Raw genomic sequence first — 17,379 nt, 5'->3', positions numbered from 1 at the left:
GTCAGCCCTTGCGGGCCTGGGCGCCGGCGTTCGCCCTGGTGGCGTAAAAGGTGCTGCGGACCATCTGGAGGCGGCTGCTGGCGCCGGTCCAGGCGGAGTCCGGAGTGGCCCAGCCGAGGGCGTACGCCTTGCCGTCGATGGCGACCCACCGGGTGGTGGCGCGCCGGAGCTCACCGCCGGCGCCCTGGTAACGGACGTCCCAGTCGGCCGCCTTGTGCAGCAACGGGACGACGGCAACCGCGACCAGGGCGTAACCGGGGATCCTGCCCTCCTCCCGGAGGCGGCGGTCCTCGGCCTGGCAGGCCTTCACCGGGTCGTCGTCCGGATCACGGCCCAGGTCGAGGCTCATCACCGACGAGTTCTCCGGGTTACGGAAGCAGTACGTGGTGCCGATCCGCTGATAGGTCCATCCGTCCGGGACGGCCAGGTGGAAGCCCGAGCCGTCGGTGAAGTACGACCAGCCGGAGAGCAGGGTCCAGCCGTTGACGCCGCGGGCCGCGTCCTTCTTCGGGGTGACCGGCAGGCCTGGTGGCGGGGCCGCGTCGCAGGTGATCGGCGAGAAGCCACCGAGGCGGGCGGCGAGTTTCGACGGGGCAGGCGGGGGCGAGCTGGGTGGGTGACTTGAGGTCATCACCTCGGTGGTCACGGTGGTGGGCAGGGGTGTGGTCGGCGTAGTTGCCGGCTTTGCCGGCCCGGTCGCGTGGCTTTTCGCCGGCGTGGCGGGTGCCTGCTGGGGTCGTTCCGAGGGGGGCGCGGATTTGCCGGCGGGTAGCACCGTGCCGACCGGAGGGAGCACCACGCGCGGGCCGGGCCCGTTGTTCTGCGCCAGGTAACCGGCTAGGACACCGCTTCCCAGCAGGACGAACAGGACCGCGGCGATGGCGAGTCTCGCTCGGGTCCGGCCGGTTCTGGCCCTGGGTGGTTTCGGCGTGGCTTCGCCGTCCAGGACCTCGCCGGTGAAGACGGTTCGCGGGGCCGGGATCGCGCGGACGATCGCCCGGCCGGTGCTGCGCGGCGCGGCCGGGGTGTTTTCAGGGGCCGGAGGTGCGGCGGGCGCCGGAGGTGCGGCGGGCGCCGGAGGTGCGGCGGGCGCCGGAGGTGCGGCGGGCGCCGGAGGTTCGGCTTTGACTGTGCCTTCCTGGCCGACGTTGTCATACAGGGATATCACGCCCGTCAGATAGGGATCATTTCCGGTCTCGGGGATGTCTTTCCACTTCTTCTTGGCCGGACCGCTCGCCGCCGCCGCGGCCGGAGGCTCCGACCCCGATCCAGACTCCGATCCCGTCTCCGGCCGCAGCGGCTCGGACCAGCCCGCCGCCTCCCCCGGCGCGGCCGCTGCCTCGGCGTCCTCGTCCGGCGAACCCTCCGCCGGCGGTGGCACGGTCCCCTGCCGCAAAGAAGATCCGGACCACAGGGGCCCGGAGTCCTCGGAGTGCCAGTTCCCGACACTCAGCGGCCCGTCGTCCCACGGCGCTTCGGCCTCGGCCGCGTACCAGATATCCCCCGACGGATCGTCGAAAGACGATGCCGCCGGGGCGGTGTCCTCGGTCCGCCCGGCCATCCTGCGGACTCCCCTCTGGCCCGGGACCAGCGGCGCGTCCCGATGATCGGTCGCCACGATCGCGAGCAGCCGGCGCTCCACCTCGGCAGCCGTGAACCGGTCGCCGGGCTCGTACCGCAGCAACCCCTCCAGGACCGGCGCCAGCGGACCGGCCCGGACCGGCGGGTCGGGCGGCTGGGTGGCGAGCGCCGCGAGGGTGGCCATCGCGGTCTCCCGGGCATATGGCGACTGGCCCTCGACGGCAGCGAACAGCGTCGCGCCGAACGACCACAGGTCCGATTCCGGAGTGGAGGCGCCGTCGCGGGCGCGTTCCGGTGAGACGTACTGCGGGGAGCCGACGATCAGTCCGGGCATCGTGACGGAGCCGTCGTCCACGAAAGTGGCGAGACCAAAATCGGTCAGCACGACTCTGCCGTCGGCGGCGATCAGCACGTTGTGCGGCTTCACGTCGCGGTGCAGGACGCCGGCCTGGTGCGCCGCGTCGAGCGCGTCCAGCACGGCGAGGCCGATCCGGGCGGCGCCGGCCGGATCGTACGGGCCCTCGTCGCCGAGGACCTGGTGCAGCGAGCGCGACGGGATGTACTCCATGACGATCCAGGACTTATCGTCGGCGTGCACCACGTCATAGATCCGGACCACGTGCGGATGGTTGAGCCGAGCCGCGCTGCGCGCCTCGCGCAGGGTCCGCTCCCGAAGCCGGTCCTGCTCAGCACCGCTCATCCAGTCAGGGGGAACGATCTCCTTGATCGCGATGTCCCGGTGAAGCATCTCGTCGTGCGCCAGCCACACGCGTCCCATTCCACCGGCGCCGACCGGCTCCAGAAGACGGTACCGACCAGCGACGAGCATCTGCCTGACCGCCATCGGCACCCACCCATCGAGTCGGGTATCAGGATAATCAGCCACAGACCGCCCAAGGAATGACGATCACCCGGTCTCCGCGCGAAGCAGACATCCGGCCTGACACCATCACGGCAGCGAAGAGCAACAAACGGCAAAAGCGACACCCCTTCTTGGGTACGCCCGGAGCCAGGTTTTCTGTCGTACCCCCGGGGCAGGATGGTCCGCATGCGAGAGGTGCTCGAAACGTTCGGTCCGGCCACACGTGAGTGGTTCACGGCCGCTTTCGCCGCGCCCACCGCTGCCCAGGCGGGCGCGTGGCAGGCGATCGGCGCCGGGCGCAACGCGCTGGTGGTCGCGCCCACCGGTTCCGGCAAAACGCTCGCCGCCTTCCTCTGGTCGCTCGACAAGCTGGCCCACGAGCCGGTGCCGGAGGAGCCGCGCAAGCGGTGCCGGGTGCTTTACATCAGCCCCCTCAAGGCGCTCGCGGTCGACGTCGAGCGCAACCTGCGGGCGCCGCTGACCGGCATCCGCCAGGCGTCCGGCCGGCTCGGCCTGCCGCCACCGGAGATCACCGTCGGGATGCGTACCGGTGACACCCCGGCCGACGAGCGGCGGCTCTTCGCCCGCACCCCGCCGGACATCCTGATCACCACGCCGGAGTCGCTGTTCCTGCTGCTCACCTCGGCGGCGCGCGATTCGCTCCGCGGGGTCGAGACAGTGATCATCGACGAGGTGCACGCGGTCGCCGCGACCAAGCGGGGGGCACATCTGGCGCTCTCCCTGGAGCGGCTGGACGCGCTTCTGGAGCGCCCGGCGCAGCGGGTCGGGCTGTCCGCGACGGTCCGGCCGATCGACGAGACCGCCCGGTTCCTCGGCGGCGCCCACCACGTCGAGATCGTGCAGCCACCGAGCGCCAAGACCATCGAGGTGGTGGTCGAGGTCCCGGTGGAGGACATGACCCGCCTCGACGAGGTGCCCGATCGCGACGCCGACGACCCGGGCAGCGGGCGCAACACACCGTCGATCTGGCCCGCGGTGGAGGAGCGCGTGCTCGACCTGATCGAGGCGCACCGGTCGACGATCGTCTTCACGAACTCGCGACGCGGCGCCGAGCGCCTCTGCGCCCGCCTCAACGAGCTGGTCGCCGAGCGCGCCGATCCCGGCTCGATGCAACCGCAGCCCGGTGCCACGATGCCGGCCGCGGTGATGGCCCAGGCCGGCGCCACCCAGGGCGCGCCGCCTCTGGTCGCCCGCGCCCACCACGGCAGCGTCTCCCGCGAGGAGCGCAAACAGATCGAGGAAGCGCTGAAATCCGGCACCCTGCCGGCCGTGGTCGCCACCTCCAGCCTCGAGCTCGGCATCGACATGGGTGCGGTCGACCTGGTGGTGCAGATCGAGGCGCCGCCGTCGGTCGCGGCCGGTCTGCAGCGCATCGGCCGCGCCGGGCACCAGGTGGGCGCCGTCTCGCGCGGCGTGGTCTTCCCGAAACACCGGGGTGACCTGCTCTCCTGCGCGGTCGTCGCGGAGCGGATGAGCGCCGGCGCGATCGAGGAGCTGCGTTACCCGCGCAATCCGCTCGACGTGCTGGCCCAGCAGATCGTCGCCATGGTCGCGCTCGACACCTGGCAGGTCGACGAGCTGGCCGCGCTGGTCCGCCGGTGCGCGCCCTTCGCCGAGCTGCCCGACTCCGCGCTGCACGCGGTGCTCGACATGCTCTCCGGCCGATACCCGTCGACCGCCTTCGCCGAGCTGCGCCCCCGCCTCGTCTGGGACCGGAGCACCGACGAGCTCACCGGCCGGCCCGGCGCCCAGCGCCTCGCCGTGACCAGCGGCGGCACCATCCCCGACCGAGGGACCTTCGGGGTCTTTCTCGCCGGTTCGGAGAAAGCCTCCCGGGTGGGCGAGCTCGACGAGGAGATGGTGTACGAGTCCCGCGTGGGCGACGTCTTCCTCCTCGGGTCCACGTCCTGGCGCATCGAGGACATCACCCCCGACCGGGTGCTGGTCTCCCCCGCCCCCGGCGCACCGGCCCGCATGCCGTTCTGGAAAGGCGACTCACCCGGCCGCCCGATCGAGCTGGGCCGCGCCATCGGCGCCCGGCTGCGCGGCCTCACCCGGGCCGGCGACGACAAGGCCACCGCGACGCTGCGCGAGTCCGGTCTGGACGAGTGGGCCGCCGGCAACCTGGTGGCGTACCTGCGGGAGCAGCGCGAGGCCACCCGCCACCTGCCGGACGACCGGACCATCGTGGTGGAACGGTTCCGCGACGAGCTCGGCGACTGGCGGATGACCGTGCACTGTGTGCTCGGGGCGAAAGTCAACGCGCCCTGGGCCCTGGCGATCGGCCGCCGGCTCTCCGAGCGGTACGGGGTGGACGGCCAGGTCATGCCCTCCGACGACGGCATCGTGGTCCGCCTGCCGGACACCGCCGACGAGCCGCCCGGCGCCGAGCTGGTCGCGTTCGACCCCGAGGAGATCTCGCAGATCGTCGAGGAGGCGGTCGGCACGTCGGCGCTCTTCGCGTCCCGGTTCCGTGAGTGCGCCGCCCGGTCGCTGCTGCTGCCGCGGCGTGATCCGCGCCGCCGCCAGCCGCTCTGGCAGCAGCGCCAGCGGTCCGCGCAGCTGCTCGACGTGGCCCGCGAGTTCGCCGACTTCCCGGTCACCCTGGAGGCCGCCCGCGAGTGCCTGCGGGATGTCTTCGACGTCCCCGGCCTGGTCGGCCTGATGCGGGAGATCTCCGGCCGCAAGGTTCGCCTCGTCGAGTCCGAGACCAGCCGCCCGTCACCGTTCGCGCGGTCGCTGCTCTTCGGATACGTCGGCGCTTTTCTGTACGAGGGGGACGCCCCGCTGGCCGAGCGCCGCGCCGCCGCCCTCACTCTCGACTCGACCCTGCTCGGCGAGCTGCTCGGCCGGGTCGACCTGCGGGAACTGCTCGACCCGGGCGTGGTCACCGAGACCGAGGCCCAGCTGCAGTGGCGGACCGAGCAGCGCACACCCCGCGACGCCGAGGACACGGCCGAGCTGCTGCGCCTGCTCGGTGACCTCTCGGCGGCCGAGCTGGCTTCCCGGGGGGCGCCGGAGGAGTGGGCGCTCAGCCTCGAGAGCAGCCGCAGGGCGATTCGGATCCGGGTCGCCGGCGAGGAGCGGTGGATCGGCATCGACGACGCCGGGCGCTATCGGGACGCCCTCGGTGTCGCGCTGCCCGTCGGCATCCCTGAGGCCTATCTGGAACCCGTGGCGGATCCGCTCGGTGACCTGGTGGCGCGCTTTGCGCGTACCCATGGGCCTTTCTTGGCCGCGACTTGCGCGGCGAGATTCGGGCTCGGGGTTTTCGTCGTGGAGCAGGCGCTCAAGCGGCTGAGCGCGACCGGCCGGGTGGCGACCGGCGAGTTCTCCCCCGGCGGCGCCGGGACCGAGTGGTGCGACGCCGAGGTGCTGCGCATGCTGCGGCGGCGGTCTCTCGCCGCGCTGCGCCGCGAGATCGAGCCGGTGCCACCGCGGGTGCTGGCCGCGTTCCTGCCGCGCTGGCAGCAGGTGGGCGGCAACACGCGCGGGGTGGACGCGGTGGCCGCCGCGATCGAGCAGATCCAGGGCATCGCGGTGCCGGCGTCCGCGTGGGAGCGCCTGGTGCTGCCGGCCCGGGTGGCCGATTTCGCGCCGCCGATGCTCGACGAGCTGTGCGCCGGCGGCGAGGTGCTGTGGGCCGGTTCCGGGTCGATCAGCGGCGGGGACGGGTGGGTCACCCTGGCCTACGCGGACAGTGCTGCTCTGTTGCTGCCGCCGCCCGACGACGAGTTCGCGGCAACGCCACTGCACCAGAGTGTCCTGGAGGCGCTCGGTGACGGGCAGGCGCTGTTCTTCCGGTCGCTCGCTGATCGGGTCGGCGCCGGCGATGACACCGATCTGGCGGCCGCCGTGTGGGACCTGGTGTGGGCCGGCCACCTCACCAACGACACCCTCGCCCCGCTGCGGGCGCTGCTCGGCGGCAGCGGGGCCCATCGGGCGAAAGCCGCGCCGGCCCGGTCACGATACCGGCGTCCCGGCAGGCCGAACATGCCGTCGCGTACCGGTCCGCTCAACATGGTCGGCCGCTGGTCCCGGCTGCCGGAGCGAGATCTCGACCCGACCCGCCGTGCGGCCGCGCTCGCCGACCTCCTGCTGGAACGCCACGGCGTCGTGACCCGCGGCGCGGTGATGTCCGAGGGGGTGACCGGCGGTTTCTCGGCCGTCTACCCGGTGCTGGCCGCACTGGAGGAGCGCGGAGCGGCCCGCCGGGGCTATTTCGTCGAAGGGCTCGGGGCGGCGCAGTTCGCCGTGCCGGGAGCCGTCGACCGTCTGCGGGCACTCGCCGAGCCGGCCGAGCTGGCGAAACGGACGGGTGCCACGGCGGTGGTGCTGGCCTCCACCGACCCGGCGAACCCCTATGGCGCGGCACTGCCCTGGCCGGACCGGGTGGTCGACAGCGGCGACGGCGAGCCCACCGCGAAAGCCGGGCACCGGGCCGGCCGCAAGGCAGGCGCTCTGGTCGTGCTGGTCGGCGGCGACCTGGTGATCTACGTCGAGCGGGGCGGGCGGACCCTGCTGTCCTTCAGCAACGACGGCGACGCCCTGACCGCGGCCGGGCAGGCCCTCGCCGCGGCGGTGCGGTCCGGCGCACTGGGGACGATGTCCGTCGAACGGGCCGACGGCGAGTCGGTGAACGCGTCACCGCTGAGCGACGCCTTGACGGCGGCCGGCTTCCGAGCAACCCCGAGAGGCCTGCGCCTGCGAGCCTGACCCGCGCCGCCTTGTTCACGGCGATAACCCTCACGCGTGAGCGTGGCACTCGTTCACTGCGATGGCCTGCACGTCTGATGGGGTGACCGCTCACAGCGGTAGTTCGGTTTGGCGGCGAGGTCTTGGCGGGTTCTGGCTGTTCGACTTTTGTGGGGCGTTTGGGTCGTGCGCTTTCTGGCGCTGGCGGTGGCGCTGGCGCTGGCGCTGGCGGTGATCTTGGTCCTGATCGGGCGGCGGTTCCAAGCCTCGAAATGTTGTGCTTCTTCGCCGAGGTAGGTCCACACGCGAGATTCACGTCGGGAGCCGGCTTGATCCGCAGGGCCGTGACGCTCAGCGGCCGTTGGGCGGTCGAGAGCTTGCCTTGATCACGATGGAGCGGGGCCTCGCATGGCGTCCACGACAACAGGTAGGCCAGCCCAGCGTCGCCTATCGCCCGTCGCCCGTCGCCCGTCGCCCTTCGCCCGTCGCCCTTCGCCCGTGGCGGCCGGCCGGCCGCTGATGGCCCACGGTGGTCTCCGGGTCGACGTCGACGAAGTATGAGCGCACGTCATCGAGGCTCCAGCGCACGGAAAGCCGCCTACGGGTCGACGTCGCCGGAGAGTGACCGCGCGCAACCGAGACTCCGGCACGCGGAAGAGCCGCCCAGCGGTGATGAGCGCTCACCTAACCGGTGTGTGTGCTCGAATCTCGGCTATGGCGTAGATGAACCCGCACCGAGCGGTTAGGTGCGACTTCATCTACGCCGCGCGATGCCAGACCTCGCAGTGCCCGGACCTCCGCAGCATCCGGGGTTCCGCAGCGATCGAGGTTCCGCAGGACCCGGCTCTGATCAGCCAGCCACGAACAACCTCGCCCGGCGGCGGTGAGCGCACACGAAACACCTCACGTAGCGGCGGTGAGCGCACGCAAAACCTGTCCGCGTGCGCTCACCGCCCCAAAGCCCCGTCAAACGCCTACCCCGCCCCCCACCAACAACCGAGCCGAGCAACCGCCATTGGCAGGCCTCAGAGGATGCCGGTCACCCCTTGTGACCGATGGTGATGAACCAGCTGAGTGACCGGCGAATCTTGGAGACCCACTGGTGCTCTAACCCCCACAGGTCTCCATACATAAGGCCCGCCCCGCCAACACCCATCACCCATCACCCTCCGCAACGAGAGCCGCGGCAAAACACCCGCCCGGCGAAACAGCGAAACTCGACCACCCGAACCACAGACGCAACCCGCCAAGATCACGACGGACACGCGGCCACCCCCACCACACCCCACCCCGCTACAACTGCGGAGCCACCTCGGACGCGACCAGCTCGATGTGATCAATGTCGGACAGGTCAAGGGCCTGCAGGAACAAACGCGAGGCCCCGGCCTCCCCGTACCTCTTGATGATCTCGACCGCCTCGGCGGGCGTACCCACGATCCCGCCGTTCTCGCGCATCTCCTCGACCTCGCGGCCGATCGCCGCGGCCCGGCGGCGCACCTCGGCGTCATCGCGGCCCACGCACAGCACCGACGCGGCCGAGAACGCCGGCGGCTCGGCGCGGCCGATAGCGGCACTCGCCGCACGGACACGCTCGTACTGCGCCGGCAGGTCCGAGATCTTGGAGAACGGGACGTTGAACTCGGCGGCGTACTTCGCCGCGAGCGCCGGGGTGCGCTTCTTGCCGTGGCCGCCGACGACGACCGGCAGCGGGGACTGGACCGGCTTCGGCAGCGCCGGGGAGTCGACCAGCTGGTAGTGCTTGCCGTCGAAGGAGAACGGCGAACCGGCCGGCGTCTTCCACAGGCCGGTGATGATCTCAAGCTGCTCTTCGAGGCGGTCGAAGCGTTCGCCGAGCGCCGGGAACGGGATGCCGTACGCCTGGTGCTCGGCCTCGAACCAGCCGCCACCCAGGCCGAACTCGATCCGGCCGCCGCTCATCGCGTCCACCTGGGCCACGGCGATCGCCAGCGGGCCGGGCAGCCGGAACGTGGCCGAGCTGACCAGCGTGCCGAGCCGGATCCGGGACGTCTGCACGGCTAGCGCGGCCAGGGTGATCCAGGCGTCGGTCGGGCCGGGCAGACCGGACCCGTCACCCATCTTCAGGTAGTGGTCGGAGCGGAAGAATCCGTCGAAGCCGCCATCCTCCGCGGCCTTGGCCACCCGCAGGAGATCGTCATGGCTGGCGCCCTGCTGGGGTTCGGTGAAGATCACGAGACGCATGGATCCACACTGCCACGGAGGCGCGGCGCGCCTGTCCCGCACCCCGAAACAACAGGCAGTAACGTCAGTCACCATGGCCGGTTATGAATGGATCAGTTTTACGACCGATTACGGCACATTCGACGGTTTCGTCGCCGCGTGCCACGGATCGATCGCCCGAGTCGCGCCGCAGGCCAGAGTGATCGACGTCACTCATCATGTTCCGCCGGCCGACGTGATCCGCGGCGCCGCCGTCCTGGCGCAGACCGCGCCCTACCTACCGCCCTCGGTGCACCTCGCGGTTGTCGACCCGGGCGTCGGCACGGCCCGCCGCGGCGTGGTGCTGACCACCCCGAACGGCGTGCTCGTCGGCCCGGACAACGGCCTGCTGATCTGGGCGGCCGAGGCACTCGGCGGCGTCACGACCGCCCACGAGCTCAGCAACAAGGACTGGACGCTCGGCGACGTCTCCCGCACGTTCCACGGACGCGACGTCTTCGCACCGGCCGCGGCCCGGCTCGCCGCCGGCTCTGCCGCCGCCGACGCCGGGCCGCCGGTCGATCCCACCACTTTGGTACGCCTACCCGACCCCCTCGTGACAGTCGGCGACGGCTGGATCGAGGCCGAGGTGCTGACCGTCGACCGGTTCGGCAACGTGCAGCTGGCAGCCGGTGGCTCGGTGCTGACCGGCCTCGGCCCGGAGCTGACCGTGAACGGCAACGTCCGGGCCCGGCGCGGCGCGACCTTCGCCGACGTGGGCGCAGGCGAGCTGCTGGTCTTCACCGACTCGGCCGACCGGGCGTCCATCGCCGTCAACAACGGCCGAGCTGTGGTGGTCCTGTCGGTCCGCCCCGGCGACATCATCCGCATCACCGAACGCTGATACCCCATGCCAGAAGGCGACACCGTGTGGAACACGGCACGCGTGGTGGAGAAGGCGCTCACCGGAGAGGTGCTGACCGGATCGGACTTCCGGGTGCCGCAGCTGGCCACCACCGACCTGACCGGCTGGACCGTGGCCGAGTCGGCGAGCCGCGGCAAACACCTGCTGCTGCGCCTGACCCGCGAGGGTCGTGAACCGCACACCCTCCATTCGCATCTGCGGATGGAGGGCGCCTGGCGGGCCTACGCACCCGGCGAACGCTGGACCGGACGCCCGGCGCACCTGATCCGCGTGGCGCTGAAGACCGCGCGGTCGGTGGCGGTCGGGTACCACCTGCACGAGCTGGCGCTGATCCCGACCGCCGACGAGGAGAAGCTCGTCGGCCATCTCGGGCCGGACCTGCTCGGCGCCGACTGGGACCCGGCCGAGGCGGTACGCCGGATCAGCGCGAAACCGTCCGCATCGATCGCGGAGGCCCTGCTGGACCAGCGGAACCTGGCCGGCGTGGGCAACCTGTACAAGGCGGAGACGCTGTTCCTGCGCGGCCTGTGGCCGTGGACGCCGGTCGAGAAGATCAAGGACCTGATGGGTACGGTCGTGCTCGCCCAGAAACTCGTCGCGTCCAACAAGGGCCGGTGGACACAGACCACCACCGGATCGCTGCGTCGTGGACAGACGAGCTATGTCTACGGCAGACGGGCCCAGCCGTGCCGCCGCTGTGCCGGCCCGATCCAGAAGGCCGAACAGGACGAGCGGGTCACCTACTGGTGTCCGCGCTGCCAGCCCGATCGGACGGGATCCTGATCTCGGTGGTCCGCAGCTCGGCGAGACCCTCGGCGAAGCCCCGCAACCGGTCGGTCGCCTCGATCAGGCCGAAGTACGCCGGGTGGCGGGTGTCCGCGACCGGATGCCCGTCCTCAGCGACATAACTCGCTGCCGCCGCCACGAGTTTCTCGTACTCCGTGACGCCCTCGGTGAACTGGACGGTCAGCCCGGCGTGTGCCTGCTCCAGCCCGTCACGCTGGCCGGACTGGGTCAGCGGGATGGCCCGCTCCACACTGGCCACCCGCTGGCCCAGATCGCGCAGCCACTCCTCGGCGGTCGCCGCTTCCAGCAGCGCCGCCTCGCCGGGCCCGGTCAACCGGCCGGCGAGACCCACCATGGTCTGCGAGGCCCGGTCGAGCCGGTCCCACGCGTCGACGATCCCGGAGCCACGCAACGCGTAACGGCTGCGCTGCCGGCGAACCTCCTGCATGACCGTGCGGCCGGCCGGGAAGCTCTCCAGGGCCGCGGTGAGTTTCGGAGAGCCCAGGGATGGCGGCGGCGCCGGCGTCGCGGCGAGCACCCGGTGGTCGCTCCAGCGGAACCAGGCGAGCACGACCGAGCCACCGGCGGCGGCCGCCCACGCGGCGTCGGCGATGCCGATCCCCGCGTACGGCGTCAGCACCACCGCGGCGCCGGTGAGGCCGCCGCCCAGGACACTCCATCGGCGGGCAGCGCCACGCAGTCGTTTGAGCCGCCGGAAGTATCTGGTCCGCTCGTCCATCGCGCTGCCCTCCTCAAGGAAAAACTCAGCCGGCAGCGGAGGTGTCGCCCCGCTTCTGGTTCATGCTGGCCCTGATCTCGTCGAGCCGTGCCACGCTGGCCGGGTCGGCGGCCGGAGCGTTCTGCTCCACGGCCGGCTGCGCCGCGGCGCCACCCAGTTTCTCGCCGGCCATGCTCGACCGGATCTGCTCCAGCCGCGACGAACCGGCCAGGTCCAGACTGGATTTCTGCACCTCCAGCATCCGCCCCTCGACGGAGTTGGAGGCCAGCTCGGCCCGGCCCATGGCGTTCGCGTACCGCTCCTCGATCTTGTCGCGCACCTGGTCCAGCGACGGGGTGTTACCCGGCGCGGCGAGCTGCGACATCGACTCGAGCGATTTCGCCACGGTCTCCTGCATCTTGGCCTGCTCCAGCTGGCTGAGCAGGCGGGAGCGCTCGGCGATGCGCTGCTGGAGCACCATCGCGTTGTTCTCCACGGCCTTGCGTGCCTGGCCGGCCGCGCCGAGAGCCTGGTCGTGCAGCGTCTTCAGGTCTTCCATCGACTGCTCGCCGGAGACCAGCTGGGTCGCCAGTGTCTGGGCGGTCGCCTCGTATTTCTGGGCCTCGGCCTCGTCGCCCGAAGCACGGGCCCGATCGGCCAGGACCAGCGCCTGACGCGCCATCCCCTGCAGTTTCTCGACCTCGGTCATCTGCCGGGACAGCTTCATCTCGAGCTGCCGCTGGTTGCCGATGACGGCCGCGGCCTGCTGAACGAGCGCCTGGTGCTGTCGCTGCGCGTCCTCGATGGCCTGCTGGATCTGGACCTTCGGGTCGGCGTATTCGTCGATTTTCGCGCCGAAGAGCGCCATCACGTAATGCCAGCCCTTGACGAACGGATTCGCCATCTCGTGGTGTCCCCTCAAATGTCGCTCCGCCGGACGCGCCCCCGGAATCGTCGTGAAACTCCAGTGGCGCGAAACCCATCGTGTCAGCTCGACGCCAGTGACGTCACGTGACCTCGGGGGGATCTCAGGGTTCTCCCCCGGCTTCGAGGCTACGCTCCCCTGAGCGGAGACGACACGGACCAGAAGACACAGATGCGCGCCGGGCCGTCCCATGCGGGAGCCCGGAGCGCATCGACCTGATCATGCTGCGTAAACGACGTCCCGCTTCTTACGGGTCGCGTGCAGCGTCGCTTTCAGCGGTGAATCCTGGCGCACGGAGACGGAGACGTCACCGGACATCGTCTGGTCCTCGACCGGGACGAGCACGCCTTCCATGTTCTCCGCGAGAGACAAAGTGTTGCTGACCTCACTGAGCAACTCGGAGAGCCGGGCGCCGAGGGCATCGCAGATGGCCGCGAGCAGCTCGCTGGACGCCTCTTTCTGGCCACGCTCGATCTCGGACAGGTAACCCAGGCTCACGTTCGCGGCGGTCGACACCTCGCGCAGCGTGCGGTGCTGCCCCTGCCGGCGCGCCCGAAGTGCGTCGCCTATAACGCGGCGTAGCAGGACCATGGCACCTCCTCCTGCGGGCGGGGCCGCCGGCATACGCCGGAGGCTTCCCGCAACCGTACCTGGCGTGAGCCATGCCGACATCCCGCCCCGCCGAATTCCCGATCCCTCGGGCGGCGGCCATTGGGGACAACGATCACTGCGACAGCCGAATTCCCAGTTCAGGCCGGGGCCGGCGCGGCATGGATCATGTCGGTGAGCAATTGCAGGACGGCCGTCACACTTTCGGTGCGGATGGCCGCCCGATTTCCGGCGAGTTGCAGCTCGCGCACCCGGGTGCCACCAGGGCCCGCGACCGCCACGTAGACCAGTCCCACCGGCTTGCCGTCCTGCGGTTCCGGCCCCGCGACGCCGGTGGTCGCCAGGCCCCAATCCGCGCCGCAGCGCTCCCGCGCTCCGGACGCCAGCGCCGCGGCCACGTCACCGTCCACCGGGCCTCGCTCTTCGAGCAACTGCTGGGGTACGCCCGCCAAGCGCGCCTTGAGCTCGGTGGCGTAAACGATCAACCCGCCACGGAACACCGCACTGACACCGGGAATCTCCACGATCGTCGCGGCGACCAGGCCACCCGTGAGGGACTCGGCGGTCGCGAGCGTCTCGGTTCGTTCGACGAGCGCGTGCACCGCCGCGGCGGCGGCCACCGGCATCTCCACGGGGTGTCTCCTACCTCTGGGCGGCGGCGCGCATCCGCAACGCCTCCACCAGGTACGCCACACCGGTGACCACGGTGACCACCAGAGCGGCGCCCATCAAGACGACGCCGATCCACTGGAACGGCTCCGGGACCGGCCACAGGTACCAGGCGATCGCCACGATCTGCAGGCCGGTCTTGAGCTTGCCACCACGGGAGGCCGGAATGATGCCGTATCGGATCACCCAGAACCGCAGGGCGGTAACACCCCACTCACGAACGAGGATCGCGATCGTCACCCACCAGGGCAAATGATCGTACGCGGACAGAAGCACCAGCGCCGTGCCGGTCAGAGCCTTGTCCGCGATCGGGTCGGCGACCTTGCCGAACGAGGTGACCAGGGACCACCGGCGGGCGATCCAGCCGTCCACGAAGTCGGTCGCCGAGGCCACGCAGAACGCGAGGCAGGCCGCGATCCGCCAGTCCGTGTCGGTCATCTCGGAGGCGACCACGAAGGCCAGGAAAACGGGGACGAGCACGATCCGGATCACGGTCAACGCATTGGCAGCGTTGTAGAGCGACACCACGCGCGGGGCGGGCACCGGAGCGGGCTCGTTGGTCACCGCGGCACCGGAGCAGCCGAGATCATCTCCACCGGCACCGCGATCAGGTCGACGCCCTCGGTGCCGGTCACCCGCGCCCGGACCAGGTCGCCGGGGCGCAGCGCGCTGACGTCGACACCCTGGTCACCGGCCACCAGCGTGGTGGAGCCGTCGACCTCGGGAGCCTGGTGCTCGGCACGGCCCTCGATCTCGTCGTCGGAGATCGAGTCGACGAGCACCTCGACGGTGCTGCCGATCCGCTCCTCGGCGCGCTGGCCGCAGATCTCCTCGACCAGCGAGGTGATCCGGTCGTACCGCTTCTGGACGGTGGCCTCGCTGACCTTGCCGGTCATCCCGGCGGCCTCGGTGCCGTCCTCGTCGCTGTAGTCGAAGATGCCGATCGCGTCGAGCCGGGCCTCGTTGAGGAACCGGACCAGCTCCTCGTATTCCTGCTTGGTCTCGCCGGGGAAGCCGACGATGAAGTTGCTCCGGGCGCCGGCCGCCGGCGCCAGCTTGCGGGCCGACTCGAGTAGTTCGAGGAAGCGCTCGGTGGAGCCGAAACGCCGCATCCGGCGCAGCACCGTCTCGCTGGAGTGCTGGAAGGAGAGGTCGAAGTACGCCGCGACGCCGGGCGTCGTCGCGATCGCCTCGACCAGGCCGGGCCGGGTCTCGGCCGGCTGGAGGTAACTGGCACGCACCCGCACGATGCCGTCGACCGCGGCCAGCTGCGGCAACAGTTTCTCCAGCAGGCGGGGGTCGCCCAGGTCCTTGCCGTACGACGTGCTGTTCTCACTGACCAGGACCAGCTCGCGGACGCCGGTCTTGGCCAGCCACTCCGCCTCGGCGAGCAGCTCCTGCGGGTCGCGGGAGACGAACGCGCCGCGGAACGCCGGGATCGCGCAGAACGCGCAGCGCCGGTCGCAGCCGCTGGCCAGCTTGAGCGAGGCCACCGGGCCGCTGTCCAGCCGGCGGCGCAGGATCTTGCGCAGGTGGGCCGGGGTGTGCTCGTCGACGGTCGCGTGACCGGGCACGACCACCTTGGCGGTGTGCCGCTGCACCGGGGTGATCGGGAGCAGCTCGCGACGGTCCCGCGGGGTGTGCGCGTCGTGGCTCTCGCCGCGCAGCACGCTGTCGAGGCGGGCCCCGATGTCGGTGTAGTCGTCGAAGCCGAGCACCGCGTTGGCCTCGGGGAGGCTCTCGGCGAGCTCCTTGCCGTACCGCTCGGCCATGCAGCCGGCGGCCACCACCTTGGCGCCGGTGTCGGCGGCCGCGAGCAGCGTGTCGATGGAGTCCTGTTTCGCCTTCTCGACGAAGCCGCAGGTGTTCACGACGACGACGTCAGCGCCCTCGGCATCGGTACCCACTTCCCAGCCGTCGGCGTCGAGACGGGCGGCGAGCTCTTCCGAGTCGACCTCGTTGCGGGCACAGCCCAGGGTCAGGAGGGCGACGCGGCGATGAGGAGAAGGGGTTACAGACACTCAGCTAGGTTACCGGGCGCGGGCGGCGCCAACTTCGTCCGCTCGGCCGGTAACCCGTGGAGTACGCACTGTTCACCGAGATCGCGGATTCTGGACAGATTAAACTTGTAGATTCTTGAATCCGTGCAGACAATCCGGATTCGGGGGATCATCCCGGAGATAGTGCTCTTCATTACCCTGATCGGCGTTGCTGGCGCCGTCCGCTACCTGGGCTTCGGCATGATCTCCGGAGACTATCTGGCCTTCTTGCGGCCATGGAGTGAGTTCATTTCCGCGAAGGGTGGCATTCCCGCCCTCGCGTACGATTTCGCCGATTACAACATGCCCTACCTGTATTTGCTGACCGCCCTGACCTGGATCTCGACGAACACCTCGCTCGGCCTGATGTTCCTCATCAAGGTGGTCACTGTCGTCTTCGACGCGGTGCTGGCGTACTACGCGGGCCGGATCGTCGGGCTGCGCTGGAGCGACTGGCGTATCCGGGCGCTGGCCACGGCCGGCGTGCTCCTGCTGCCGACCGTCGTGATGAATGGTTCCTACTGGGCACAGTGCGACTCGATCTACACGTCCTTCACCCTGGCCGGGATCTACTACCTGCTCCGCAACAAGCCGTGGTGGGGTGTCGCGCTGCTCGCCGTCAGCCTCACCATCAAGCTGCAGGCGATCTTCGTCTTCCCCGCCCTGCTGACGCTGTTGCTGGCCGGCCTGGTTCGCTGGCGGCATCTCACGGTGATCCCGGCGATCTACGTCCTGGCCGCGGTGCCGGCCTGGCTGGTGGGCCGGCCGTTCGGCGACCTCATGTTCATCTACGCCGGTCAGACCGGCACCTGGAAGAGCATGACCATGGGCGCGCCGTCGATCTACGCGTTCGTCCGCCCGGGCGCCGAGGTGGACATGATGCGGGCCGTCGGGTCGCTGCTCGCGGTGGCCGCGGTGCTGGCGTTCGTCAGCGTGCTGCTGATCCGCCGGGTCAGGCTCGACCAGACCGGCATCGTCCTGCTCTTCACCACGTTCAGCATCATGGTGCCGTTCCTGCTGCCGAGCATGCACGAGCGGTACTTCATGCAGGCCGAGGTGCTCGCGGTCGTCGCGGCGTTCTGGCTCCCGCGGCGGCTCTGGTTCCTGCCGGTGCTGACCCAGGTCGCGGTCTTCATCGGGTACCAGTCCTATCTCTTCCGGTCGCCGTCGGCGGTGGACCTGCGGATCCTGACCCTGCTGGCCGGTGCGGCCCTGGTGGCCACCGCCGCCCAGCTGCTGCGGCACACCGAGCTGCCCGATGAGCCCGAACTGCCGGAAGTGGCGCGGACACCGGCGAGGGACCCCGAACGGGTGCCCGCGCTCGTCTAGACGCGGCGCGGTACCGGTATCTTTCCGTCCATCTGTGTCGAT

Annotated in this window: 12 protein-coding genes; 4 read left to right on the top strand and 8 right to left on the bottom strand. The window is 70.7% G+C overall.

Features of this window, described 5'->3' with window-relative positions:
- Nucleotide 1: 1 nt before the first annotated feature.
- A complete protein-coding gene (locus tag B0I29_RS47510; RefSeq protein ID WP_111651448.1) occupies nt 2-2,425 on the bottom strand; it encodes a serine/threonine-protein kinase in 2,424 nt (807 codons plus the stop codon).
- 195 nt (nt 2,426-2,620) lie between these two features.
- Between B0I29_RS47510 and B0I29_RS24715 the strand changes: the two genes are divergently transcribed.
- Nucleotides 2,621-7,180, top strand: a complete 4,560-nt coding sequence (locus B0I29_RS24715; RefSeq protein WP_111651447.1) for an ATP-dependent helicase — start codon at nt 2,621-2,623, stop codon at nt 7,178-7,180.
- A gap of 1,272 nt (nt 7,181-8,452) precedes the next feature.
- Here the strand turns inward: B0I29_RS24715 and B0I29_RS24710 are convergent.
- On the bottom strand, nt 8,453-9,379 hold the full coding sequence (locus B0I29_RS24710; protein ID WP_111651446.1) for an LLM class F420-dependent oxidoreductase: 927 nt from the start codon (nt 9,377-9,379) through the stop codon (nt 8,453-8,455).
- Between the two features lie 73 nt (nt 9,380-9,452).
- Here B0I29_RS24710 and B0I29_RS24705 point away from each other — a divergent pair, with 73 nt between their 5' ends.
- Nucleotides 9,453-10,241: an SAM hydrolase/SAM-dependent halogenase family protein gene (locus tag B0I29_RS24705; RefSeq protein WP_111651445.1), complete on the top strand. Its 789-nt coding sequence runs from the start codon at nt 9,453-9,455 to the stop codon at nt 10,239-10,241.
- Nucleotides 10,242-10,247: 6 nt separating this feature from the next.
- A complete protein-coding gene (locus B0I29_RS24700) occupies nt 10,248-11,045 on the top strand; it encodes a DNA-formamidopyrimidine glycosylase family protein (protein WP_111651444.1) in 798 nt (265 codons plus the stop codon).
- Here B0I29_RS24700 and pspM read toward each other — a convergent pair.
- From pspM to rimO, 6 genes are all read right to left on the bottom strand, one after another.
- Nucleotides 10,999-11,787, bottom strand: a complete 789-nt coding sequence (gene pspM, locus B0I29_RS24695; protein ID WP_111651443.1) for a phage shock envelope stress response protein PspM — start codon at nt 11,785-11,787, stop codon at nt 10,999-11,001. The genes B0I29_RS24700 and pspM overlap by 47 nt on opposite strands.
- Nucleotides 11,788-11,812: 25 nt before the next feature.
- The gene (locus B0I29_RS24690) at nt 11,813-12,670 is read right to left on the bottom strand and encodes a PspA/IM30 family protein (protein ID WP_111651442.1); all 858 of its coding nucleotides are present in this window, start codon (nt 12,668-12,670) and stop codon (nt 11,813-11,815) included.
- A 240-nt stretch (nt 12,671-12,910) separates the two neighbouring features.
- Nucleotides 12,911-13,282 (bottom strand): helix-turn-helix domain-containing protein, encoded by a 372-nt coding sequence (locus tag B0I29_RS24685; RefSeq protein ID WP_111651441.1) that lies wholly within the window; start codon nt 13,280-13,282, stop codon nt 12,911-12,913.
- Nucleotides 13,283-13,440: 158 nt separating this feature from the next.
- Nucleotides 13,441-13,926, bottom strand: coding sequence for a CinA family protein (locus B0I29_RS24680; protein WP_111651602.1), 486 nt, complete (start codon nt 13,924-13,926; stop codon nt 13,441-13,443).
- 16 nt (nt 13,927-13,942) lie between these two features.
- Nucleotides 13,943-14,533 carry a CDP-diacylglycerol--glycerol-3-phosphate 3-phosphatidyltransferase gene (pgsA, locus tag B0I29_RS24675; RefSeq protein WP_111651440.1) on the bottom strand — a complete coding sequence of 197 codons (591 nt, stop codon included), beginning with the start codon at nt 14,531-14,533 and terminating at the stop codon, nt 13,943-13,945.
- Nucleotides 14,530-15,990 (bottom strand): 30S ribosomal protein S12 methylthiotransferase RimO, encoded by a 1,461-nt coding sequence (rimO, locus tag B0I29_RS24670; RefSeq protein WP_111651439.1) that lies wholly within the window; start codon nt 15,988-15,990, stop codon nt 14,530-14,532. Before rimO ends, pgsA begins: the two co-directional genes overlap by 4 nt.
- 123 nt (nt 15,991-16,113) lie before the next feature.
- Between rimO and B0I29_RS24665 the strand changes: the two genes are divergently transcribed.
- A complete protein-coding gene (locus B0I29_RS24665; protein WP_181557958.1) occupies nt 16,114-17,337 on the top strand; it encodes a hypothetical protein in 1,224 nt (407 codons plus the stop codon).
- Nucleotides 17,338-17,379: the final 42 nt, after the last annotated feature.

The organism is Actinoplanes lutulentus (assembly GCF_003259845.1).
In the GTDB taxonomy this organism is placed as follows: Bacteria; Actinomycetota; Actinomycetes; order Mycobacteriales; family Micromonosporaceae; genus Actinoplanes; species Actinoplanes lutulentus.
The sequence above is the reverse complement of the archived record's forward strand: the minus strand, read 5'-3'. Positions and strand labels throughout refer to the sequence as shown.

Bases quoted from the DNA above. Each gene is read 5' to 3' on its own strand.
- B0I29_RS47510 (WP_111651448.1), bottom strand. From the start codon at position 2,425: ATGGCGGTCAGGCAGATGCTCGTCGCTGGTCGGTACCGTCTTCTGGAG.
- B0I29_RS24715 (WP_111651447.1), top strand. From the start codon at position 2,621: ATGGTCCGCATGCGAGAGGTGCTCGAAACGTTCGGTCCGGCCACACGT.
- B0I29_RS24710 (WP_111651446.1), bottom strand. From the start codon at position 9,379: ATGCGTCTCGTGATCTTCACCGAACCCCAGCAGGGCGCCAGCCATGAC.
- B0I29_RS24705 (WP_111651445.1), top strand. From the start codon at position 9,453: ATGGCCGGTTATGAATGGATCAGTTTTACGACCGATTACGGCACATTC.
- B0I29_RS24700 (WP_111651444.1), top strand. From the start codon at position 10,248: ATGCCAGAAGGCGACACCGTGTGGAACACGGCACGCGTGGTGGAGAAG.
- pspM (WP_111651443.1), bottom strand. From the start codon at position 11,787: ATGGACGAGCGGACCAGATACTTCCGGCGGCTCAAACGACTGCGTGGC.
- B0I29_RS24690 (WP_111651442.1), bottom strand. From the start codon at position 12,670: ATGGCGAATCCGTTCGTCAAGGGCTGGCATTACGTGATGGCGCTCTTC.
- B0I29_RS24685 (WP_111651441.1), bottom strand. From the start codon at position 13,282: ATGGTCCTGCTACGCCGCGTTATAGGCGACGCACTTCGGGCGCGCCGG.
- B0I29_RS24680 (WP_111651602.1), bottom strand. From the start codon at position 13,926: ATGCCGGTGGCCGCCGCCGCGGCGGTGCACGCGCTCGTCGAACGAACC.